The following is a 17,551-nucleotide window of genomic DNA, read 5'->3' as shown; positions in this document are numbered from 1 at the left end:
GACCGAGAAGGCAGGATGACCGCATGACGCACGCGATGCTGAAGGGATCCAACGTCCCGCTGGAGGCCGCCACGGTACGGGCCGTGCTGCGCTGGACGCCCGGGCAGCAGGTCCCCGACGTCGACGCCTCCGCGCTGCTGCTGGGCCCCGACGGCCGTGTGCGCTCCGACGAGGACTTCGTCTTCTACAACCAGCCCCGGCATCCCTGCGGGAAGGTGTGGCGGCTGGGCAAGAAGCGGGTCGCGGACGGCCTGACCGACACGGTCCAGGCCGACCTCGCGGGCCTGGAGTCCCAGGTCGGCCGGATCCTGCTGGTCGCCTCGGCGGACGGCGTGAGCTTCGACCGCGTACGGGACCTGCGGATCGCGCTGTACGACGCGGCCGTCGCCGACGGGGAGCCGCTCGCCCACTTCGACATCAAGCCGGAGACCGGCCAGGAGACGGCCCTGATCTGCGGGGAGCTGTACCGGCGCGGAGAGGGCTGGAAGTTCCGGGCGCTCGGCGAGGGCTACTCCAACGGCCTGAAGGGCCTCGCGACCGACTTCGGCATCTCGGTGGACGAGTCGGAGGAGGCGGAGGGCGCCGAGGGGGCCGGGGAGTGGTCCGCGGCACCGGCGTCCACCGGGCCGGACGCGGCGCCCACCACGGCGCAGCCGCTGCCCCCGGAGCTGCCCGCGCAGCCGGTCCGGCCCGCCGTGACGGCCCAGCCGTCCTACGGCTGCCCGTATGCGTCCGGTCAGCCCGCGTACGGCTATCCGCAGACGGGGTACGGCTACCCGCCGCCCGTGGGCCCCGCGCCGGACCCGGAGTTCCGGCTGCCGCCGCAGGGACCGCAGTTCATCGGGCGGTAGCCGGGGCGCCGGCCCCGCCGGCTCACCGGTCGGCGGTCTTGTAGCCGCGGCCCCACTGCAATCCCCAGCCGTACAGCCGGTCCAGTTCCGACTGGAAGCCGTAGACGAACTTGACCTCGCGGCGCACGACCAGCTCTCCCTTGACGTTCTCGATCAGGACGACAGCGCAGGAGCGGGCCTGCGGCTGGCGCTCGTCGAGACCGATCTCGATGCGCGGGCCGTTGCTCGGGTAGAGCGTGACGATCGCGTGGGTGCGGTCGAAGGCCGGGGTCTGGTCGTAGATGTAGACGAAGACCAGCAGGCGCTTGATGTCGTCGCGGTGGTCGAGGTTGACGTAGATCGTCTCACCGGAGGCGGAACCGAACCGGTCGTCGCCGCTGAGCTTCACGTACGGCGGGGCGTTGACGTCCCCGAGGAACCCGCCGAGCGGCTGGACCACGCCCTTGGTGCCGTCGGCCAGCTCGTACAGGCAGCCCAGGTCGAGGTCGACGTTGACCATGGACTGGCTGTGGCCCATCACCTCCGGCGGCCTGAGCGCCTTGAAGGGGTGCCGCAGCAGGCTCTCCCGGGCGGAGCCGCCGATGTCGGAGGTGCGCATCCGCCAGGTCAGGTTGACGCGCAGATGCCCGGTGGCCGCGCCCTGCTTGGTCAGCGACACCTGGTGGTGCCGCTTGGTCAGTTCGATCGCGTTGCTCGCGGCGCTGCCCGAGTCGAAGTCCTGTCCGCGCCCGCCCAGCAGACCGTCGAAGAAACCCATCTCCCGCCCCCACGCTCGACCGCACCCACTGCCCCGCACACATGCCGCGGGGCGGCCCCGGGGCACGGACGGCTGCTCGCCGCCCCTTCCCGCGGGCCGCCCCGCTCAGAGCGTTCCTCGCCCCGGGGGGCGTCACACCTTGGAGGACACTTCCGTCTTGGCGTCCGAGCCCGCGGCCTCCTCCGCGGCCGCCAGCGCGCGGTTGCGGCGCACCGAGGACCAGAAGGACCAGGCGATCAGGACGACGCCGACGAGACCGGTGATGACCTCGTTGATCTCGTACTGGATGGTGACCATGAGGATCACGGCCAGGGCGCCGATGGCGTAGTGCGCGCCGTGCTCCAGGTAGACGTAGTCGTCGAGGGTGCCCTGGCGGACCAGGGTGCTCCAGGTAGACGTAGTCGTCGAGGGTGCCCTGGCGGACCAGGTAGACCGTCAGGGACCGGACGTACATGGCGCCGATGCCGAGGCCGAGGGCCATCAGAACGATGTCGTTGGTGATGGCGAAGGCGCCGATCACGCCGTCGAAGGAGAAGGACGCGTCCAGGACCTCGAGGTAGAGGAACATGAAGAACGCCGCCTTGCCGGCGAGCACGGCCGCCGAGCGTTTGCGCCCGGTGCGCGCGGCCTCTTCCTCCTCCTCGTGCTCGCGCTCCTCCTCTTCCTCGAGCTTGTCCTCGAAGTAGCCGGACAGGCCGCCGACGACCATGTACGTGATGAGGCCGGCGATGCCGGCGATCAGTACCGTCTGCGCCTTGTCGGCGTGCGCGCCGCCGTGCTGGTGGGCGTGGGTGGCGAAGGTGAAGGAGGTGATCAGCAGGACGACCAGGGAGATGCAGACCGACAGCATGTCGACCTTGCCGAGCTTGGCCAGCGGCCGCTCGATCCAGCGCAGCCACTGGATGTCCCGGTCCTCGAAGATGAAGTCGAGGAAGATCATCAACAGGAACATGCCGCCGAAGGCGGCGATCGCCGGGTGGGCGTCGGTCACCAGTTGCTGGTAGCGGTCCTTGTTGTTGAGCGCGAGGTCGACGGCCTCGATCGGCCCCATCTTGGCGCTGATGGCGACGATCACGACGGGGAAGACCAGCCGCATGCCGAAGACCGCGATGAGCACGCCGACCGTGAGGAAGATCTTCTGCCAGAAGGCATTCATCTTCTTCAGGATTCCGGCGTTGACGACCGCGTTGTCGAAGGACAGCGAGATCTCGAGGATGGACAGGATCGCCACGATGCCGAAAGCGGTCCACCCCCCGTAGAAGACCGCGGCGACCAGGCCGAGCGCGGTAATCGCGAACGACCAGCCGAAGGTTTTCAGAAGCACTGGCTACCCAATCCGTCTGCTGGGGGTCCCCGGGCGGGGCTGGGGGGAGGTTTGCCCCCCGCGCCACGCCGGGCTTTACGAAACATTGACTCCGAAGTCTAGAGCGATCCCGCGCAGTCCGGACGCGTACCCCTGCCCCACGGCGCGGAACTTCCATTCGCCCTGGTAGCGGTAGAGCTCGCCGAAGATCATGGCGGTCTCGGTGGAGGCGTCCTCGCTCAGGTCGTAGCGCGCGAGCTCCTGGCCGTCGGCCTGGTTGACGACCCGGATGAAGGCGTTGGAGACCTGGCCGAAGGTCTGGCCGCGCTCGTCGGCCATGTGGATGGAGACCGGGAAGACGATCTTCTCGCAGTGCAGCGGCACCTTGGTGAGGTCGACCAGGATCGACTCGTCGTCGCCCTCGCCCTCACCTGTGAGGTTGTCGCCGGTGTGCTCCACCGAGCCGTCCGGGCTCTTGAGCTGGTTGTAGAAGACGAACCACTCGTCGCCCAGCACCCGGTTGCCCGCGCCGCACAGCAGGGCGCTCGCGTCCAGGTCGAAGGGGGCTCCGGTGGTGGAGCGCGCGTCCCAGCCGAGTCCGACCATGACGTTGGTCAGGTTGGGTGCGGCCTTGGACAGGGAGACGTTGCCCCCCTTGGCGAGCGTGACGCCCATGATGCTGGTCCTCCCCGAAATGGTGCCTCTGTGTTGTCCTGCACGTACGGCGCCGCGCGGAAACCCGCGCGGCGCCGGACGGTCGTGCGTTCGACCCGGACGGTTGCGACCGACCGGACCGGTTCGGCCGGGTGGCTCAGACGTTCACACCGAAGTCCTGGGCGATGCCGCGCAGGCCCGAGGCGTACCCCTGGCCGATGGCGCGGAACTTCCACTCCGCGCCGTTGCGGTAGAGCTCGCCGAAGACCATGGCGGTCTCGGTGGAGGCATCCTCGCTCAGGTCGTAGCGGGCGATCTCCGCGCCGCCGGCCTGGTTCACCACGCGGATGTAGGCGTTGCGGACCTGACCGAAGGACTGCTGGCGGTTCTCGGCCTCGTAGATCGAGACCGGGAAGACGATCTTGTCGACGTCCGCGGGGACGCCCGCGAGGTTGACCTTGATCACCTCGTCGTCGCCCTCGCCCTCACCGGTGAGGTTGTCGCCGGTGTGCTCCACGGAGCCGTCGGGGCTCTTGAGGTTGTTGAAGAAGACGAAGTTCTGGTCGTTGCCGACCTTGCCGGAGTTGTTCAGCAGCAGTGCGCTGGCGTCGAGGTCGAAGTCGGTGCCCGTGGTGGTGCGGGCGTCCCAGCCCAGGCCGACGAGGACCGCGGTCAGGCCCGGGGCCTCCTTCGTCAGCGATACGTTGCCGCCCTTGCTGAGGCTGACTCCCACGAGTCCTCCATTGGTGTCCGGGGGCGGGGAGCCCCGTCGTTCATCGGATATGGGATCAACGTGTCGATCCTAGTGACGGGTTCCCGCACCCCGCAGGCCATGGAGCCGAAGAATCACAGGGTGTCGAGGGCCTTCACGTACTCGTTCAGGTCACGGGCGTCCGGCAGGTCGTTGACCACGGTCCAGCGCACGACGCCCTCCTTGTCGATGATGAAGGTCCCGCGCACGGCGCAACCCTTGTCCTCGGCGAAGACGCCGTAGTCGCGCGAGGTGTTCCCGTGCGGCCAGAAGTCGCTCAGCAGGGGGTACTCCAGGCCCTCCTGCTCGGCGAAGACGCGCAGGGTGGGGACGGAGTCGTTGGAGACGGCGAGCAGCTGGGTGTCGTCGTTGACGAACCGGGGCAGGTTGTCGCGCAGCGCGCACAGCTCGCCGGTGCACACGCCGGTGAAGGCGAACGGGTAGAACAGCAGCACCACGTTCTTCTCGCCGCGGAAGTCGGACAGCCGTACCGTCCGGCCGTGGTTGTCCTTGAGCTCGAAGTCGGGCGCCTTGTCTCCGACCTGGATCGCCATCGTCCTGCTTCCCTTCGGTGGGACTGTTCGGGTGGTACCACCCTACGCAGCGATCACCGCAGGCCTGCGGACGGGCCGACGCGAATCGGCCCGTCCGGTCGTCCGTGGACGGTTACGGTTACTTCTTGGACTTGGCCGCCTTGGGCGTCGCCAGCCGGCTGCCGCTCCAGTCCTTGCCCACGCTGACGCTCTTGGCGGCCGACAGACCCGCCGTCGTCGCGGCTTCGGAGATGTCGCTCGGCTCCACGTACCCCGTACGGCCGGTCTTCGGCGTGAGGAGCAGGATGGCCCCGCCCTCCTCGATGTACGTGGTGGCGTCGACCAGCGCGTCCGTCAGGTCGCCGTCCTCGTCGCGGAACCACAGCACCACGGCATCGGCCACGTCGTCGTAGTCCTCGTCGACGAGCTCGCTGCCGATCGCTTCCTCGATGGCCTCGCGGAGCTCCTGGTCGACGTCGTCGTCGTAGCCGATCTCCTGGACCACCTGTCCGGGCTGGAACCCCAGCCTGCCGGCCGGGTTCGTCCGCTCCTCCGCGTGGTCCGCGGTCGCGCTCACGGGTTGCCTCCTGATGGTGTTGCGATATGGGTCTTCAGCCACGCGCGTGCGCGAAGCATTGGCCGTAGTCCACACGGGCGGGCCCGATCGCGCAAGTACCCGGCGGTCCGGACCGCCGAAACGGTGACGATCCCGGCTGTGTCGCCGCAACTCCTGACACGGTATCGCGATCAGAGGTGACGAGCACCACACCCTTCTGCCCGGTTTGTCCGTTCGGGAATCGCCGCCACGAGGGCCATTGGTCCCGAGTACCCCCGATTACCCCTCGGTAGAGATGACTTTGCCTGTCCCGAGGTACACGATGGGGAACGGTGCAGGCACAGGCCGAAACCCGGGAGAATCCCGGACATAGCTCAAAAACGTCACCCTCTGACAGGTAAGGAACAGCGTGGCTTCCGGATCCGATCGCAACCCGATCATCATTGGCGGCCTTCCGAGTCAGGTTCCTGACTTCGATCCCGAAGAGACCCAGGAGTGGCTGGACTCGCTCGACGCGGCCGTCGACGAGCGGGGCCGGGAACGGGCCCGCTACCTCATGCTCCGGCTGATCGAACGCGCGCGCGAGAAGCGCGTGGCCGTCCCGGAAATGCGCAGCACGGACTACGTCAACACGATCCCGACCAAGAGCGAGCCGTTCTTCCCGGGCAACGAGGAGATCGAGCGCCGGATCCTCAACGCGACCCGCTGGAACGCCGCGGTGATGGTCTCCCGTGCCCAGCGCCCCGGCATCGGGGTCGGCGGCCACATCGCCACCTTCGCCTCCTCCGCCTCGCTCTACGACGTGGGCTTCAACCACTTCTTCCGGGGCAAGGACGACGGCCGCGGCGGCGACCAGGTCTTCTTCCAGGGCCACGCCTCGCCGGGCATCTACGCGCGCGCGTACCTGCTGGACCGGCTCACCGAGCGGCACCTGGACGGCTTCCGCCAGGAGAAGTCCAAGGCCCCGTACGCCCTCTCCAGCTACCCGCACCCCCGCTCCATGCCCGACTTCTGGGAGTTCCCGACCGTCTCCATGGGCCTCGGCCCGATCGGCGCGATCTACCAGGCCCGGATGAACCGGTACATGCAGGCGCGCGGCCTCGCGGACACCTCCGACTCGCACGTGTGGGCCTTCCTCGGCGACGGCGAGATGGACGAGCCGGAGTCGCTGGGCCAGCTGTCCATCGCCGCCCGCGAGGGCCTGGACAACCTGACCTTCGTGGTCAACTGCAACCTGCAGCGGCTGGACGGCCCGGTGCGCGGCAACGGCAAGATCATCCAGGAGCTGGAGTCGGTCTTCCGCGGCGCCGGCTGGAACGTGATCAAGCTGATCTGGGACCGCTCCTGGGACCCGCTGCTCGCCCAGGACCGCGACGGCGTGCTGGTCAACAAGATGAACACCACGCCCGACGGCCAGTTCCAGACCTACGCCACCGAGTCGGGCGCGTACATCCGCGACCACTTCTTCGGCGACGACCACCGGCTGCGCGCGATGGTCGAGAACATGACCGACCACCAGATCCTGATGCTGGGCCGCGGCGGTCACGACCACCGCAAGATCTACGCGGCGTTCAAGGCGGCCGTGGAGCACAAGGGCCAGCCCACGGTGATCCTGGCCAAGACGGTCAAGGGCTGGACGCTCGGCCCGAACTTCGAGGGCCGCAACGCGACCCACCAGATGAAGAAGCTGACGGTCGAGGACCTCAAGCGCTTCCGCGACCGGCTGCACCTGCCGATCTCCGACAAGGAGCTGGAGTCCGGCGCCCCGCCGTACTACCACCCGGGCCGCGACTCGGAGGAGATCCAGTACATGCACGACCGCCGCAAGGGCTGCGGCGGCTATGTGCCGACCCGGATCGTGCGCGCCAAGCCGCTCGCGCTGCCGGACGACAAGACGTACGCGTCCGTGAAGAAGGGCTCGGGCCAGCAGTCCATCGCGACCACCATGGCCTTCGTGCGGCTCCTGAAGGACCTCATGCGGGACAAGGAGCTCGGCAGGCGGTTCGTGCTGATCGCGCCCGACGAGTACCGCACCTTCGGCATGGACTCCTTCTTCCCGAGCGCGAAGATCTACAACCCGCTCGGCCAGCAGTACGAGTCCGTCGACCGTGATCTGCTGCTCGCCTACAAGGAGTCGCCCACCGGCCAGATGCTGCACGACGGCATCTCCGAGGCGGGCTGCACCGCGTCGGCGATCGCGGCCGGCTCGGCCTACGCCACCCACGGCGAGCCGCTGATCCCGGTGTACGTCTTCTACTCGATGTTCGGTTTCCAGCGCACCGGCGACCAGTTCTGGCAGATGGCCGACCAGTTGGCGCGCGGTTTCGTACTGGGCGCGACCGCCGGACGCACGACCCTGACCGGTGAGGGTCTGCAGCACGCGGACGGCCACTCGCAGCTGCTGGCCTCGACCAACCCGGCGTGCGTCGCCTACGACCCGGCGTACGGCTACGAGATCGCCCACATCGTGCAGGACGGCCTGCGCCGGATGTACGGCGCCGACGAGACGTACCCGCACGGCGAGGACGTCTTCTACTACCTCACCGTCTACAACGAGCCCATCCAGCAGCCGGCCGAGCCGGCGGACGTGGACGTCGAGGGCATCCTCAAGGGCGTCCACCGGATCTCCGCCGGCACGGCGGGCGAGATCCCGGCGCAGATCATGGCCTCGGGCGTGGCGGTGCCGTGGGCCCTGGAGGCGCAGAGGATCCTCGCGGCGGACTGGAACGTCAAGGCGGACGTCTGGTCGGCGACCTCCTGGAACGAGCTGCGGCGCGAGGCCGTCGACTGCGAGCGGCACAACCTGCTGCACCCGGAGGAGGAGCAGCGGGTGCCGTGGGTGACGCGGAAGCTGAGCGGGGCGGAGGGGCCGTTCGTGGCCGTCTCCGACTGGATGCGCTCGGTGCCGGACCAGATCGCGCGCTGGGTGCCGGGCACGTACCAGTCGCTGGGCGCGGACGGCTTCGGCTTCGCCGACACCCGGGGCGCGGCGCGGCGGTTCTTCCACATCGACGCGCCGTCCATCGTGGTGGCCGTGCTGACCGAGCTGGCCCGCGAGGGCAGGGTCGACCGGTCGGTGCTCAAGCAGGCCATCGACCGCTACCAGCTGCTGGACGTGGCGGCGGCGGACCCCGGGGTCGCGGGCGGCGACGCGTAGGCGGCAGCAGGCGGCCGGTCCCGGCCGGGCGTTCGCGACCGGGCCGGTGAAGGGCGGTGGGGCCGTGGGCTCCGCCGCCCTTCGCGTGCCGTGTCCCTACGATGCGGACATGGAGGAACTCTCGGCACAGAAGCGGTGGGAACGGCGGACGCAGCGGCCGTTGCTGGTGCTCGCGCTCGCCTTCGCCGCCGCGTACGCCGTGCCGATCGTGAACAGCTCCGCGAGCCCGTCCCTGACCCTCGGGTGCACGGTGGTGGAGTGGGTGGTGTGGGGCGCGTTCGCGGCCGACTACCTCATGCGGCTCGCACTCGCCCGGGGCCGCCGGGAGTTCGTCCGCACCCACTGGATGGACCTGTGCGCGGTGGTGCTGCCGATCCTCCAGCCGCTGCGGCTGCTGCGGCTGGTGTCCACGCTGATGCTGGTGGGGCGGCGGGCGCGGATGGCCGAGCAGATCCGGCTGACGACGTACGTCGCCGGCGCGGTGGTCGGGCTGCTGATGTTCGGCTCGCTGGCCGTGCTGTCGGTGGAGCGCGAGTCACCCAACGGGAACATCAGGACACTGGGTGACGCGGTGTGGTGGTCGTTCACCACGATGACCACCGTGGGGTACGGCGACCACGCGCCGACCACCGGGCTCGGGCGGATGCTGGCCGTCGGGCTGATGCTGTCGGGGATCGCGCTGCTCGGTGTGGTGACCGCGAACATCGCTGCGTGGTTCATCGCCCGGTTCGAGCGGGACGACGTGGAGGAGCGGCGGCAGACCGAGGCCATCGAGCTGCTGACCGAGGAGGTGCGCAGGCTGCGCGCGGAGGTCGGCGCGCTGAGCGCGGGCGCTCTGAGCGCGGTCGCGGGTGCGCCGGGCGGCGGGAAGGGCCCCCGGCCGAGCGCCGGAGGCCCTTTCCCGCACCGCCCGGGGTCAGAACATGCCGTTGCCCCAGGTTGCCGCTCCTGCCAGCCAGATGACGGCCAGGAGGGTGTCGATGGCGCCCAGTACGAGGGCGACCAGGGCCGGGACCGAGCGGTTGGCGCCCGCCCAGCTGCGGCCCATCGCGAGCCAGCCGCAGACGACCGCCACCGGGCCCAGGATGATGCCCAGCACGAAGAAACCGGCGATCGCGCAGATGGTTCCGATGATTCCGAGCGTCGCGCTGTCCGGCCCTCCCCCAGCCTCGAATCCGCTCGCCCGGGGGGACCCCCATCGTGACCACGTCCGGCTACGTGAACGGGGGTGTTCGCGCGTTCCGTGTCCGAAGCCCGCCATCATCAACTCCTTGGACCCCGTGTCGAGTTGGGGTTCTTTCGGGGTTCGTGTACGCGGGTACCCCGGTTCCGGTCGTCAATTCCCGGACCACCGGCTCGCATTGCTGCCTGCGCGCTGCCCCCCCCCTCCGGCAGCGCGCCGCAGCGTTCACGCCCTCCGTCCCCTGCGGAGGACGTGACCCACTGTGACCTGCGGCGCGCGGCGGGGGCGTGGGATCCCCGGCCGCGTCACCCTGATGGGCGAAACCGCCCCGGTCAGATGTGGCCGACGCCCGCGCCGGCGTCCGCGTTCTGCCCGCGCTTGGTGAGCAGCGCGACCAGGACGGCCACGGCGGCCACCCCGGCGGCGACCAGCGAGGCCAGGCTCATGCCGGAGATGAAGGTGTCGTGCGCGACGGAGGTGATCTTCGCGGCGAACGCCTCGGGCGTGCCCTTCGGCACCGGCGCCACGCCGACCTGGACGGCCTCGGAGGCCTGGTCCAGCTGGGACTGGCTGAGCGGCGGGAGCCCCGCGTCCTTCCAGTTGCCGGGCAGGTCGTTGTCGACCTTGGAGGCCATCACGGCGCCCAGCACGGCCGTACCGAGGCTGCCGCCGATCTGCATGGCGGCCTGCTGGAGACCGCCGGCCACGCCGGACAGCTCCAGCGGGGCGTTGCCGACGATGACCTCGGTGGCGCCGACCATGACGGGCGCGAGACCGAGACCGAGCAGGGCGAACCAGATCGACATGGTGAGGCTGCCCGTCCCCGCCTTGAGGGTGGACATGCCGTACATGGCGATCGCGGTGGCGAGCATGCCGCCGGCCAGCGGGATGCGCGGGCCGAGCTTGGTGATCATGGCGCCCGCGAGCGGGGAGCCGACGATCATCATGCCGGTGAGCGGCAGCAGGTGCAGACCGGCGTCGATCGGGCTCATCCCGTGCACGTTCTGCAGGTAGAAGGTGACGAAGAACAGGCCGCCCATGAAGGCGATCGCCATGAGGACCATCAGCACCACGCCCGCGGACAGCGGGACGGAGCGGAACAGGCCGAGCGGGATCAGCGGCTCCCTGACCTTGGTCTCCCAGAAGGCGAAGAGCGCGAAGCCGACCACGGAGGCGGCGATGAACGCCCAGGTCTTGCCGTCGCCCCAGCCCCAGGACGGCGCCTTGATGAGCGCCCACACCAGGCAGAACATCGCGCCGGACAGCAGGACTATGCCGAGGACGTCGAAGGAGCGCGGCGCGTTCTCGGCGCGGTGGTCGGTCAGGATCAGCAGGCCGAGGATCAGGGCGAGGGCGCCGACCGGCACATTGATGAAGAACACCGACTGCCAGTTGACGTGCTCGACGAGCACGCCGCCGAGGATCGGGCCGCCCGCGGTGGAGGCGCCGATGACCATGCCCCAGATGCCGATGGCCATGTTGAGCTTCTCGGCCGGGAAGGTGGCCCGCAGCAGGCCGAGCGCGGCCGGCATCAGCAGCGCGCCGAACAGGCCCTGGAAGACGCGGAAGGTGACGACCGTGGCGATGCTGTCGGACAGGCCGATGGCGCCGGACGCGGCGGCGAAGCCGGTCACGCCGATGAGGAAGGTCTGCCGGTGCCCGAAGCGGTCGCCGAGCTTGCCCGCGGTGATCAGGGAGACCGCGAGGGCGAGGAAGTAGCCGTTGGTGATCCACTGGACGTCGGCGAAGCTGGCGCCCAGGTCCTTCTGGATGGCCGGGTTGGCGATGGCCACGATGGTGCCGTCCAGGGCCACCATCATGACGCCCACGGCGACGGTGATCAGGGTGAACCACGGGTGGCCGCGCAGCCCGCCGGCGGGCGTGGGGTCCGACGGGGCTGAGGCCTTGTCCCCCGGCCCGGTCGTGTCGATGGTGGTCTGACTAGTCATACCTTCGAGGCTAGTGACAGCCACTGACAAACGACAAACCGATTCACTAGTCGGTAACTGACGCGCCATGTCCTTATAGTCTGAACTGGGAGAACGGTGCACGGGAGAGGTCCGGGAAGTTGATGGAGACGGCGGGAACCGCCGAGGCGGTGCCGCGGCCCGGTCTGCGTGAGCGCAAGAAGCGGCGCACCCGGGACGCCCTGCTGCGGGCCGCGCTGGAGCTGTTCACCACCCAGGGTTACGAGCGGACCACGGTGGACGAGATCGCCGAGGCCGTCGACGTCTCCCAGCGCACCTTCTTCCGCTACTTCGCCGGCAAGGAGGAGGTCGCCCTCGCCGTGCAGGAGATGGTCGAGGAGCACTTCGTACGCTCCCTGCGCGGCCGCCCGCCCGGGGAGGCGCCGCTGGAGGCGCTGCGCCGGGCGGTACTGGACGGCTGGGACACGATCAACGAGGCGGTCGCCTCGGTGGTGCCGGTGGAGCTGTACCTGCGGATGTTCCGGCTGATCGAGTCGACGCCGGTGCTGCTCGCCGCGCATCTGCGGCGCTCGGCGGAGACCGAGGAGGAGATCGCGCGCCTGCTCGCCGCGCGCGAGGGCCTCGACGTGGACACCGACCCGCGGCCCCGGCTGGCGGTCGCCGTCTTCGGCGCGGTGATGCGGGTGACGGGCCGTCAGTGGAGCACGGGTGAGGACTTCAGCCTGGAGGCGATCCGCGCGCTCACGGCCGCCTACCTCGACCAGGTGGGACCGGCGCTGACCGGGAACTGGCGTACGAGCGGCGGTTCCTGAGCGGGAACGACGCGAAGGCCGCACCGACGGGTGCTGAACTGGCGTACGGCTGACCGATCTTGAACAGACGTACGGACTGAGGCCCCCGTCACAGGAATTGAAACGTGATCCCTGTCACTCGGTTAACGCGAGACCCTCTCGTTCTCCTAGTGTGTCCTCCCAGTGACTTCCTTCGACACCACCTCCCCGCAGCTCAACGTCTGGCGCGCGCTGCTCGCGCTGGCCGTGGTCTTCGTGATGCTGGCGACCACCGGCTGGACGGCCGTGCGCAGCCACCGCGGGTCCACCGCCCTCCAGGCCTCCCTGTCCGCCTGGGACCACGGCCGGCTGCACGGCCACCGGCTCCCCGGCGCGGACGCCTCCCCCGCCCGGCTGAGCCGCTTCTTCGCCTCGCTCACCGAGCGGGACCGCGCCCGCCTCGCCCACCGCTATCCGCTCGCGGTCGGCAACATGAACGGCGCCCCCCTGCCCCTGCGCTACGAGGCCAACCGCATCGCGCTCGGCCAGGCCCGCAAGGCCGAGCTCAAGCGCATGCACGACCCCCGGCTCACCCCGGCCGGCCAGCAGGACGCGGGCCGCCGTATGCACCGCTTCACCACGCTGACGGCCGGGGACCGCCAGATCCTCGCCTTCGACCCCGAGGGCTCCGGCCGGATCGCCGAGGTCTTCGGCGACCTGCCCAGGGCCGCGCGGATCTCCGTGGTCGTCCCCGGCGTCGACACCGACCTGCTCACCTTCGAGAAGAGCTACCGCCCCTACTCGGCGCCGTACGGCATGGCGAAGTCGCTGTACGCGGCCGAGCGCACCGCCGCACCCGGCACCCGTACGGCCGTGATCGCCTGGGCCGACTACACCGCGCCCAGCGGGCTCGGCGTGGACGCGGCCACCGCGATGCGCGCCGAGGAGGGCGCAGTCCGGCTGAACGCGCTGCTGCGCGGGCTGCCCGGTCGCTCCCCCGTCTCGCTGTTCTGCCACAGCTACGGCTCGGTGCTGTGCGGGGTGGCCGCGCGCTCGCTGCCCGGCCGGGTCTCCGACATAGCGGTGGCCGCGAGCCCGGGCATGCGCGTGCGCAAGGCATCCCACCTGCACACCTCCGCGAAGGTGTGGGCGATGCGGGACGCCACCGACTGGATCCAGGACGTGCCGTACCTGGAGCTCGGCGGACTCGGCCACGGCGCCGACCCGGTCTCCTCGGCGTTCGGCGCGCGCGTGCTGTCGGCGCGGGGCGCGAAGGGACACGCCGGCTACTTCGAGCCGGGCACCGACAGCCTGACCAACTTCGCGGAGATCGGCGTCGGCGCCTACGACTCGGTGCGCTGCGCCCACGACGACGACGGGTGCCGGGCGGATCTGCCCGCACGATGAAGGCCGGACGCGCGTAGAGACAGCAGGAAGTGCGGTCCGCGCGAGGAGGGACGAAGCAGCTCGTGCCGCCTACGATGAGCCGCATGGGTGACGTACTGACCGGATTTCATGCTGCCTGGGAGTTCGAGTCCGATTCCGTGCTCATCCGCTACGAACGGGGGATACGGACACCGAAGCTCTTCCAGACGCTCGGCGAACGCCGGGTCCCGCTGACCGCCCTCGCGGGCGTGACGCTCACCCCGGGCCGGCGCGGGACCGTGGTCCTGCGGGCCGAGCCCAGACCCGGCGCCGACCCGCTGATGGACGCGGCCGACGGCCAGCTCAAGGAGGGCTGCGACCCCTACCGGCTGGTCGTGCCCGCCGAGCGGGCGACCCTGGCCGAGTACTACGCCGAGGAACTTCGCGAACGGCTCACCGGGAGCGGCCCCGCCGAACGCCACCTGGTGGCCCCGCCCGAGCCGCCGCTGCGGTTCAAGGCGTACGACGGGAAGGCGTCCTTCGACGGCAGCGCGGTGAGGTTCCGCTGGTCGTGGACCGGCGCCTCCTCGGCCAAGTGGAAGGCCGGCGACCAGAGCTTTCCCGTGGCCGGGCTCGGCGGGGTGGAGTGGCGCTCGCCGGAGATCTTCGAGGGCCATCTGCGGCTGCTGCCCCGCGAGGCGGCTTCCGCACAGGGCGCCGCCGACCGTTCCCGGCCGCCGCAGCCGGACCAGGACCCGGCCGCGGTCGTGTTCGGGCTCGGGTACGGCCCGGTGCACGAGTCACTGCCCTTCGCGGCCGCCGTACTCGCCGCGGTGCGCGCCGCGGGTCCCTCTACGCCGGTGCCGGTCCCGGCCCCGCGCCGAGACCCGGCCGACATCGCCGACCGCATCCGCCACCTCGGCGAACTGCACCAGGCGGGGCTGGTGACGGACGAGGAGTTCTCGGTGAAGAAGGCGGAGCTGCTCGCGGAGCTGTGAGGACGGCCGGGGCGGGCGGTGGTCAGCGGGTACGGGCGGTTTCGTAGGACTGCCCGGCGTTCGCGTAGATGCCGATCTTGTAGTCCAGGACGGCGAGGGTGTCCCTGAGCTCGGCGATCCGGGCCAGGACGTCCCGGCGGGTCGCCTCCAGCAGCTCGTACCGCTCGCCGTACGTGCTCTCGCCCGCGCGCACCAGCTCCGCGTACCGCACCATGTCGGCCACCGGCATGCCGGTCAGCCGGAGCTTGCCGACGAGGTCGAGCCAGTCCAGGTCGCGGTTGGTGTAGCGGCGCTGGCCGGTGTGCGAGCGGTCGACGTGGGCCATCAGCCCGATCCGCTCGTACCAGCGCAGCGTGTGCGCGGTGAGCCCGGTGAAGGCGACGACCTCGCTGATCGTGTAGCTGTCCTGTCCGTCGGGGCGCGGGTGGCGCCGCGGCGGGGGGGAGCAGATGTCGGTCGACTCGGTCTCCTCGGTGGCCACGGCCGTGGTCTGTGTCACCGTCATGACCTCCACGCTATGGCCTTGGAGTGCACTCCAGGCAAGCGGAACCCTGGAAGCCGGTGAGAAAAGCGCGCGACGCGGCCGGGAGGCGCTGGCTAGCCTGCGCGCCATGAGTCTCGTACGACGTGCCGTGCCCGAGGACGCCGGTGAGGTGCTGCGGCTGCGCCAGGTGATGATCGACTCGATGGCCGCGGCGGACGGCTCCACCGACTGGCACGAGCGGTCCCTGCCCACGCTGCGGGCCAGGCTCGCCGAGCCCGACGGGGACTTCGCGGCGTTCGTCGTGGACCACCCTGAGCGGCCGGGGGCGCTGGCCGCGCTGGTGGCGGGCACGCTCGACTACCGGATCGGCCGGGCGGGCAACCCGCTGGGCACGGTCGGCTACGTCTTCAGCGTCGCCACCGACCCCGGCACCCGCCGGCGCGGGTACGCGCGCGCGTGCATGGACGCGCTGCTGGGCTGGTTCCGCGAGCGCGGCGCCGACCGCGTGCAGCTCACCACGTCCACGCAGGGCGCCCCGCTCTACACCTCCCTGGGCTTCCGCCCCAAGCCCGACCCGTTGCTGGAGCTGTGGCTGTGACCGCTCAGGGCCTGTCCGGCGGTCATGCCGCAGACGCGGGGTCACCTGGGTCGACCAGGCGTCGTCGCTTTTCTGCGACCTGATCCGCCGGACAGGCCCTAGGCTCGGTCCCATGTCGCTGCACAGCCTGGCCTCGATCGAGAACTGGCCCGTCCCCACCGCCGCGGCGGGCGTGGTCCGCGCGGACGGCACGGTGCCGGGCACCCACGGCCCGGCCGGCCAGCGCTTCCCGCTGGCCTCGGTCACCAAGCCGCTGGCGGCCTACGCGGTGCTCGTCGCCTACGAGGAGGGCGCGGTCGAGCTCGACGAGCCGGCCGGCCCGCCCGGCGCCACCGTCCGCCACCTGCTCGCCCACACCTCCGGCCTGGCCTTCGACGAACACCGCGTGACGGCCCCGCCCGGCGAGCGCCGGCTGTACTCCAACGCCGGCTTCGAGGTCCTGGGCGATCATGTGGCCAAGGCCACGGACATCCCGTTCGCGGAGTACCTGCGCCAGGCGGTGCTGGAGCCGCTGGGCATGACGAGCACGTCCCTGGACGGCTCCCCCGCCAAGGACGGCGCCTCCACGGTCGAGGACCTCCTCCGCTTCGCCGCCGAGCTGCAGGCGCCCCGTCTCCTGGACCCGCGCACGGTCGCCGAGGCGATGACGGTCCAGTACCCGGGCACGAAGGGCGTCCTGCCCGGCTACGGCCACCAGAACCCCAACGACTGGGGCCTCGGCTTCGAGATCCGCGACTCCAAGTCCCCGCACTGGACCGGCACTTCCTCCTCCCCCCGCACCTTCGGCCACTTCGGCCAGTCCGGCACCTTCCTGTGGACGGACCCGGACGCGGGCGCAGCCTGCGTGGCCCTGACGGACCGGGCCTTCGGCCCATGGGCCGTCGAGGCGTGGCCGGCTTTCACGGACGCGGTACTGGCGGAACTGCGCGGCTAGCGCGGGCCGGTGGCGGTGGCCGCCATCTCCCACATCAGCAGTTCCGATTCCGTCACCGCCACCGCCTCCCGGTCCTCGGTGTTCGTGAGGCGGGCCGCGTCGCCCGGGGTCAAGTGGTTCTCGCAGAGGGCGACTTCGCCGCGGACCACGTGGAGGTAGACGTGGGGGGCGTCCGGGATCGCGGTGCGTTCGCCCGGGGTCAGGCGGCGGATGTGGAGCATGGCGGCGGCCTCGGGGACTGCGTACGGGGTCGAGTCGGCGATGCCGTGGACGATCTCGTAGCGGGGGTCGCCGCCGGGCTCCAGCGGGGCCAGCCACATCTGGACGAAGGTCAGGGGGGCGCCGGTGTCGTTGCGTTCGACGTGGCGGACCCCCGCCGCCGAGCTCAGGTGCTGCACGTCGCCGGGGCGGACGACCGTCTCGTGGCCGGTGGAGTCGCGGTGGGTCAGCTCGCCCTCGACGACCCAGGTGACGATCTCGGTGTGGCTGTGCGGGTGCTCGCCGAAGCCGGCGCCGGGGGCCAGGCGCTCCTCGTTGCAGGCGATCAGGGCGCCGAAACGCAGGTTGCCGGGGTCGTAGTGCGGGCCGAAGGAGAAGGCGTGCCGGGTGGTGATCCCGGCGGCCGGGTCGCCGCCCTGGTAGCGCTCCGCAGCGCGCCGTACGTCCGTCGTCACGCAGACCACCGTAGACCCCGGTGTCCGGACAGGCCCTCAAGGCCCCACCCCTGAC

16 protein-coding genes and 2 pseudogenes are annotated in these 17,551 nt (G+C 70.7%); 8 read left to right on the top strand and 10 right to left on the bottom strand.

The genetic code is table 11. From position 1 onward, the window contains the following. Positions 1-23: 23 nt before the first annotated feature. The gene (locus IE249_RS00935; protein WP_189702824.1) at positions 24-851 is read left to right on the top strand and encodes a TerD family protein; all 828 of its coding nucleotides are present in this window, start codon (positions 24-26) and stop codon (positions 849-851) included. A gap of 22 nt (positions 852-873) precedes the next feature. Here the strand turns inward: IE249_RS00935 and IE249_RS00930 are convergent, their stop codons facing one another. The 6 genes and pseudogenes from IE249_RS00930 to IE249_RS00905 form a co-directional block, all read right to left on the bottom strand. Next, positions 874-1,608 carry a TerD family protein gene (locus IE249_RS00930; protein ID WP_189702823.1) on the bottom strand — a complete coding sequence of 245 codons (735 nt, stop codon included), beginning with the start codon at positions 1,606-1,608 and terminating at the stop codon, positions 874-876. A gap of 132 nt (positions 1,609-1,740) precedes the next feature. Beyond that, a pseudogene (locus IE249_RS00925) lies at positions 1,741-2,932 on the bottom strand (DUF475 domain-containing protein). A gap of 75 nt (positions 2,933-3,007) precedes the next feature. Continuing rightward, positions 3,008-3,586 carry a TerD family protein gene (locus IE249_RS00920; protein ID WP_189702822.1) on the bottom strand — a complete coding sequence of 193 codons (579 nt, stop codon included), beginning with the start codon at positions 3,584-3,586 and terminating at the stop codon, positions 3,008-3,010. Positions 3,587-3,722: 136 nt separating this feature from the next. After that, entirely contained in the window at positions 3,723-4,298 is a 576-nt protein-coding gene (locus tag IE249_RS00915) for a TerD family protein (protein WP_189702821.1), read from the bottom strand. Positions 4,299-4,411: 113 nt separating this feature from the next. Beyond that, the gene (locus tag IE249_RS00910) at positions 4,412-4,870 is read right to left on the bottom strand and encodes a peroxiredoxin (protein ID WP_189702820.1); all 459 of its coding nucleotides are present in this window, start codon (positions 4,868-4,870) and stop codon (positions 4,412-4,414) included. Positions 4,871-4,988: 118 nt separating this feature from the next. Beyond that, positions 4,989-5,426, bottom strand: coding sequence for a DUF3052 domain-containing protein (locus tag IE249_RS00905; protein WP_189702819.1), 438 nt, complete (start codon positions 5,424-5,426; stop codon positions 4,989-4,991). Between the two features lie 388 nt (positions 5,427-5,814). On the opposite strand from IE249_RS00905, the gene aceE reads away from it, so the two are divergent. After that, positions 5,815-8,562, top strand: a complete 2,748-nt coding sequence (gene aceE, locus IE249_RS00900; RefSeq protein WP_189702818.1) for a pyruvate dehydrogenase (acetyl-transferring), homodimeric type — start codon at positions 5,815-5,817, stop codon at positions 8,560-8,562. Positions 8,563-8,671: 109 nt separating this feature from the next. Then, positions 8,672-9,388, top strand: a pseudogene (locus IE249_RS00895) (potassium channel family protein); the annotation flags it as partial. A 90-nt stretch (positions 9,389-9,478) separates the two neighbouring features. On the opposite strand, the gene IE249_RS35760 reads toward IE249_RS00895, so the two are convergent. Continuing rightward, complete coding sequence (locus tag IE249_RS35760; RefSeq protein WP_229857339.1) at positions 9,479-9,826, bottom strand: small hydrophobic protein; 348 nt, start codon at positions 9,824-9,826, stop codon at positions 9,479-9,481. Between the two features lie 251 nt (positions 9,827-10,077). Then, positions 10,078-11,694, bottom strand: a complete 1,617-nt coding sequence (locus tag IE249_RS00890; protein WP_189702817.1) for an MFS transporter — start codon at positions 11,692-11,694, stop codon at positions 10,078-10,080. A 122-nt stretch (positions 11,695-11,816) separates the two neighbouring features. Between IE249_RS00890 and IE249_RS00885 the strand changes: the two genes are divergently transcribed. The 3 genes from IE249_RS00885 (at position 11,817) to IE249_RS00875 (ending at position 14,806) form a co-directional block, all read left to right on the top strand. Next, a complete protein-coding gene (locus IE249_RS00885) occupies positions 11,817-12,485 on the top strand; it encodes a TetR family transcriptional regulator (RefSeq protein WP_189702816.1) in 669 nt (222 codons plus the stop codon). Between the two features lie 162 nt (positions 12,486-12,647). Further along, positions 12,648-13,850, top strand: a complete 1,203-nt coding sequence (locus IE249_RS00880; RefSeq protein WP_189702815.1) for an alpha/beta hydrolase — start codon at positions 12,648-12,650, stop codon at positions 13,848-13,850. Positions 13,851-13,933: 83 nt separating this feature from the next. Beyond that, positions 13,934-14,806: a DUF4429 domain-containing protein gene (locus IE249_RS00875; protein ID WP_189702814.1), complete on the top strand. Its 873-nt coding sequence runs from the start codon at positions 13,934-13,936 to the stop codon at positions 14,804-14,806. A 22-nt stretch (positions 14,807-14,828) separates the two neighbouring features. Here the strand turns inward: IE249_RS00875 and IE249_RS00870 are convergent, their stop codons facing one another. Further along, the gene (locus IE249_RS00870; RefSeq protein WP_189702813.1) at positions 14,829-15,311 is read right to left on the bottom strand and encodes a MerR family transcriptional regulator; all 483 of its coding nucleotides are present in this window, start codon (positions 15,309-15,311) and stop codon (positions 14,829-14,831) included. A gap of 106 nt (positions 15,312-15,417) precedes the next feature. On the opposite strand from IE249_RS00870, the gene IE249_RS00865 reads away from it, so the two are divergent. Continuing rightward, the gene (locus IE249_RS00865) at positions 15,418-15,888 is read left to right on the top strand and encodes a GNAT family N-acetyltransferase (protein ID WP_189702812.1); all 471 of its coding nucleotides are present in this window, start codon (positions 15,418-15,420) and stop codon (positions 15,886-15,888) included. A 112-nt stretch (positions 15,889-16,000) separates the two neighbouring features. Next, the gene (locus IE249_RS00860; protein WP_189702811.1) at positions 16,001-16,822 is read left to right on the top strand and encodes a serine hydrolase domain-containing protein; all 822 of its coding nucleotides are present in this window, start codon (positions 16,001-16,003) and stop codon (positions 16,820-16,822) included. Here the strand turns inward: IE249_RS00860 and IE249_RS00855 are convergent. Further along, positions 16,819-17,496 carry a pirin family protein gene (locus IE249_RS00855; protein ID WP_189702810.1) on the bottom strand — a complete coding sequence of 226 codons (678 nt, stop codon included), beginning with the start codon at positions 17,494-17,496 and terminating at the stop codon, positions 16,819-16,821. The two genes, IE249_RS00860 and IE249_RS00855, sit on opposite strands and share 4 nt — an antisense overlap. Positions 17,497-17,551 lie beyond the last annotated feature (55 nt).

This window comes from Streptomyces anandii JCM 4720, from assembly GCF_014650655.1.
GTDB lineage: Bacteria > Actinomycetota > Actinomycetes > Streptomycetales > Streptomycetaceae > Streptomyces > Streptomyces anandii.
Note: the sequence above shows the minus strand (reverse complement) of the source record. Positions and strands in the feature narration are given on the sequence as shown.

Excerpts from the sequence above, each read along its gene's own strand:
- IE249_RS35760 (WP_229857339.1), bottom strand. The coding sequence starts at position 9,826 with ATGATGGCGGGCTTCGGACACGGAACGCGCGAACACCCCCGTTCACGT.
- IE249_RS00935 (WP_189702824.1), top strand. The coding sequence starts at position 24 with ATGACGCACGCGATGCTGAAGGGATCCAACGTCCCGCTGGAGGCCGCC.
- IE249_RS00860 (WP_189702811.1), top strand. The coding sequence starts at position 16,001 with ATGTCGCTGCACAGCCTGGCCTCGATCGAGAACTGGCCCGTCCCCACC.
- IE249_RS00930 (WP_189702823.1), bottom strand. The coding sequence starts at position 1,608 with ATGGGTTTCTTCGACGGTCTGCTGGGCGGGCGCGGACAGGACTTCGAC.
- IE249_RS00870 (WP_189702813.1), bottom strand. The coding sequence starts at position 15,311 with ATGACGGTGACACAGACCACGGCCGTGGCCACCGAGGAGACCGAGTCG.
- IE249_RS00890 (WP_189702817.1), bottom strand. The coding sequence starts at position 11,694 with ATGACTAGTCAGACCACCATCGACACGACCGGGCCGGGGGACAAGGCC.
- IE249_RS00910 (WP_189702820.1), bottom strand. The coding sequence starts at position 4,870 with ATGGCGATCCAGGTCGGAGACAAGGCGCCCGACTTCGAGCTCAAGGAC.
- IE249_RS00865 (WP_189702812.1), top strand. The coding sequence starts at position 15,418 with ATGAGTCTCGTACGACGTGCCGTGCCCGAGGACGCCGGTGAGGTGCTG.
- IE249_RS00920 (WP_189702822.1), bottom strand. The coding sequence starts at position 3,586 with ATGGGCGTCACGCTCGCCAAGGGGGGCAACGTCTCCCTGTCCAAGGCC.
- IE249_RS00885 (WP_189702816.1), top strand. The coding sequence starts at position 11,817 with ATGGAGACGGCGGGAACCGCCGAGGCGGTGCCGCGGCCCGGTCTGCGT.
- IE249_RS00875 (WP_189702814.1), top strand. The coding sequence starts at position 13,934 with ATGGGTGACGTACTGACCGGATTTCATGCTGCCTGGGAGTTCGAGTCC.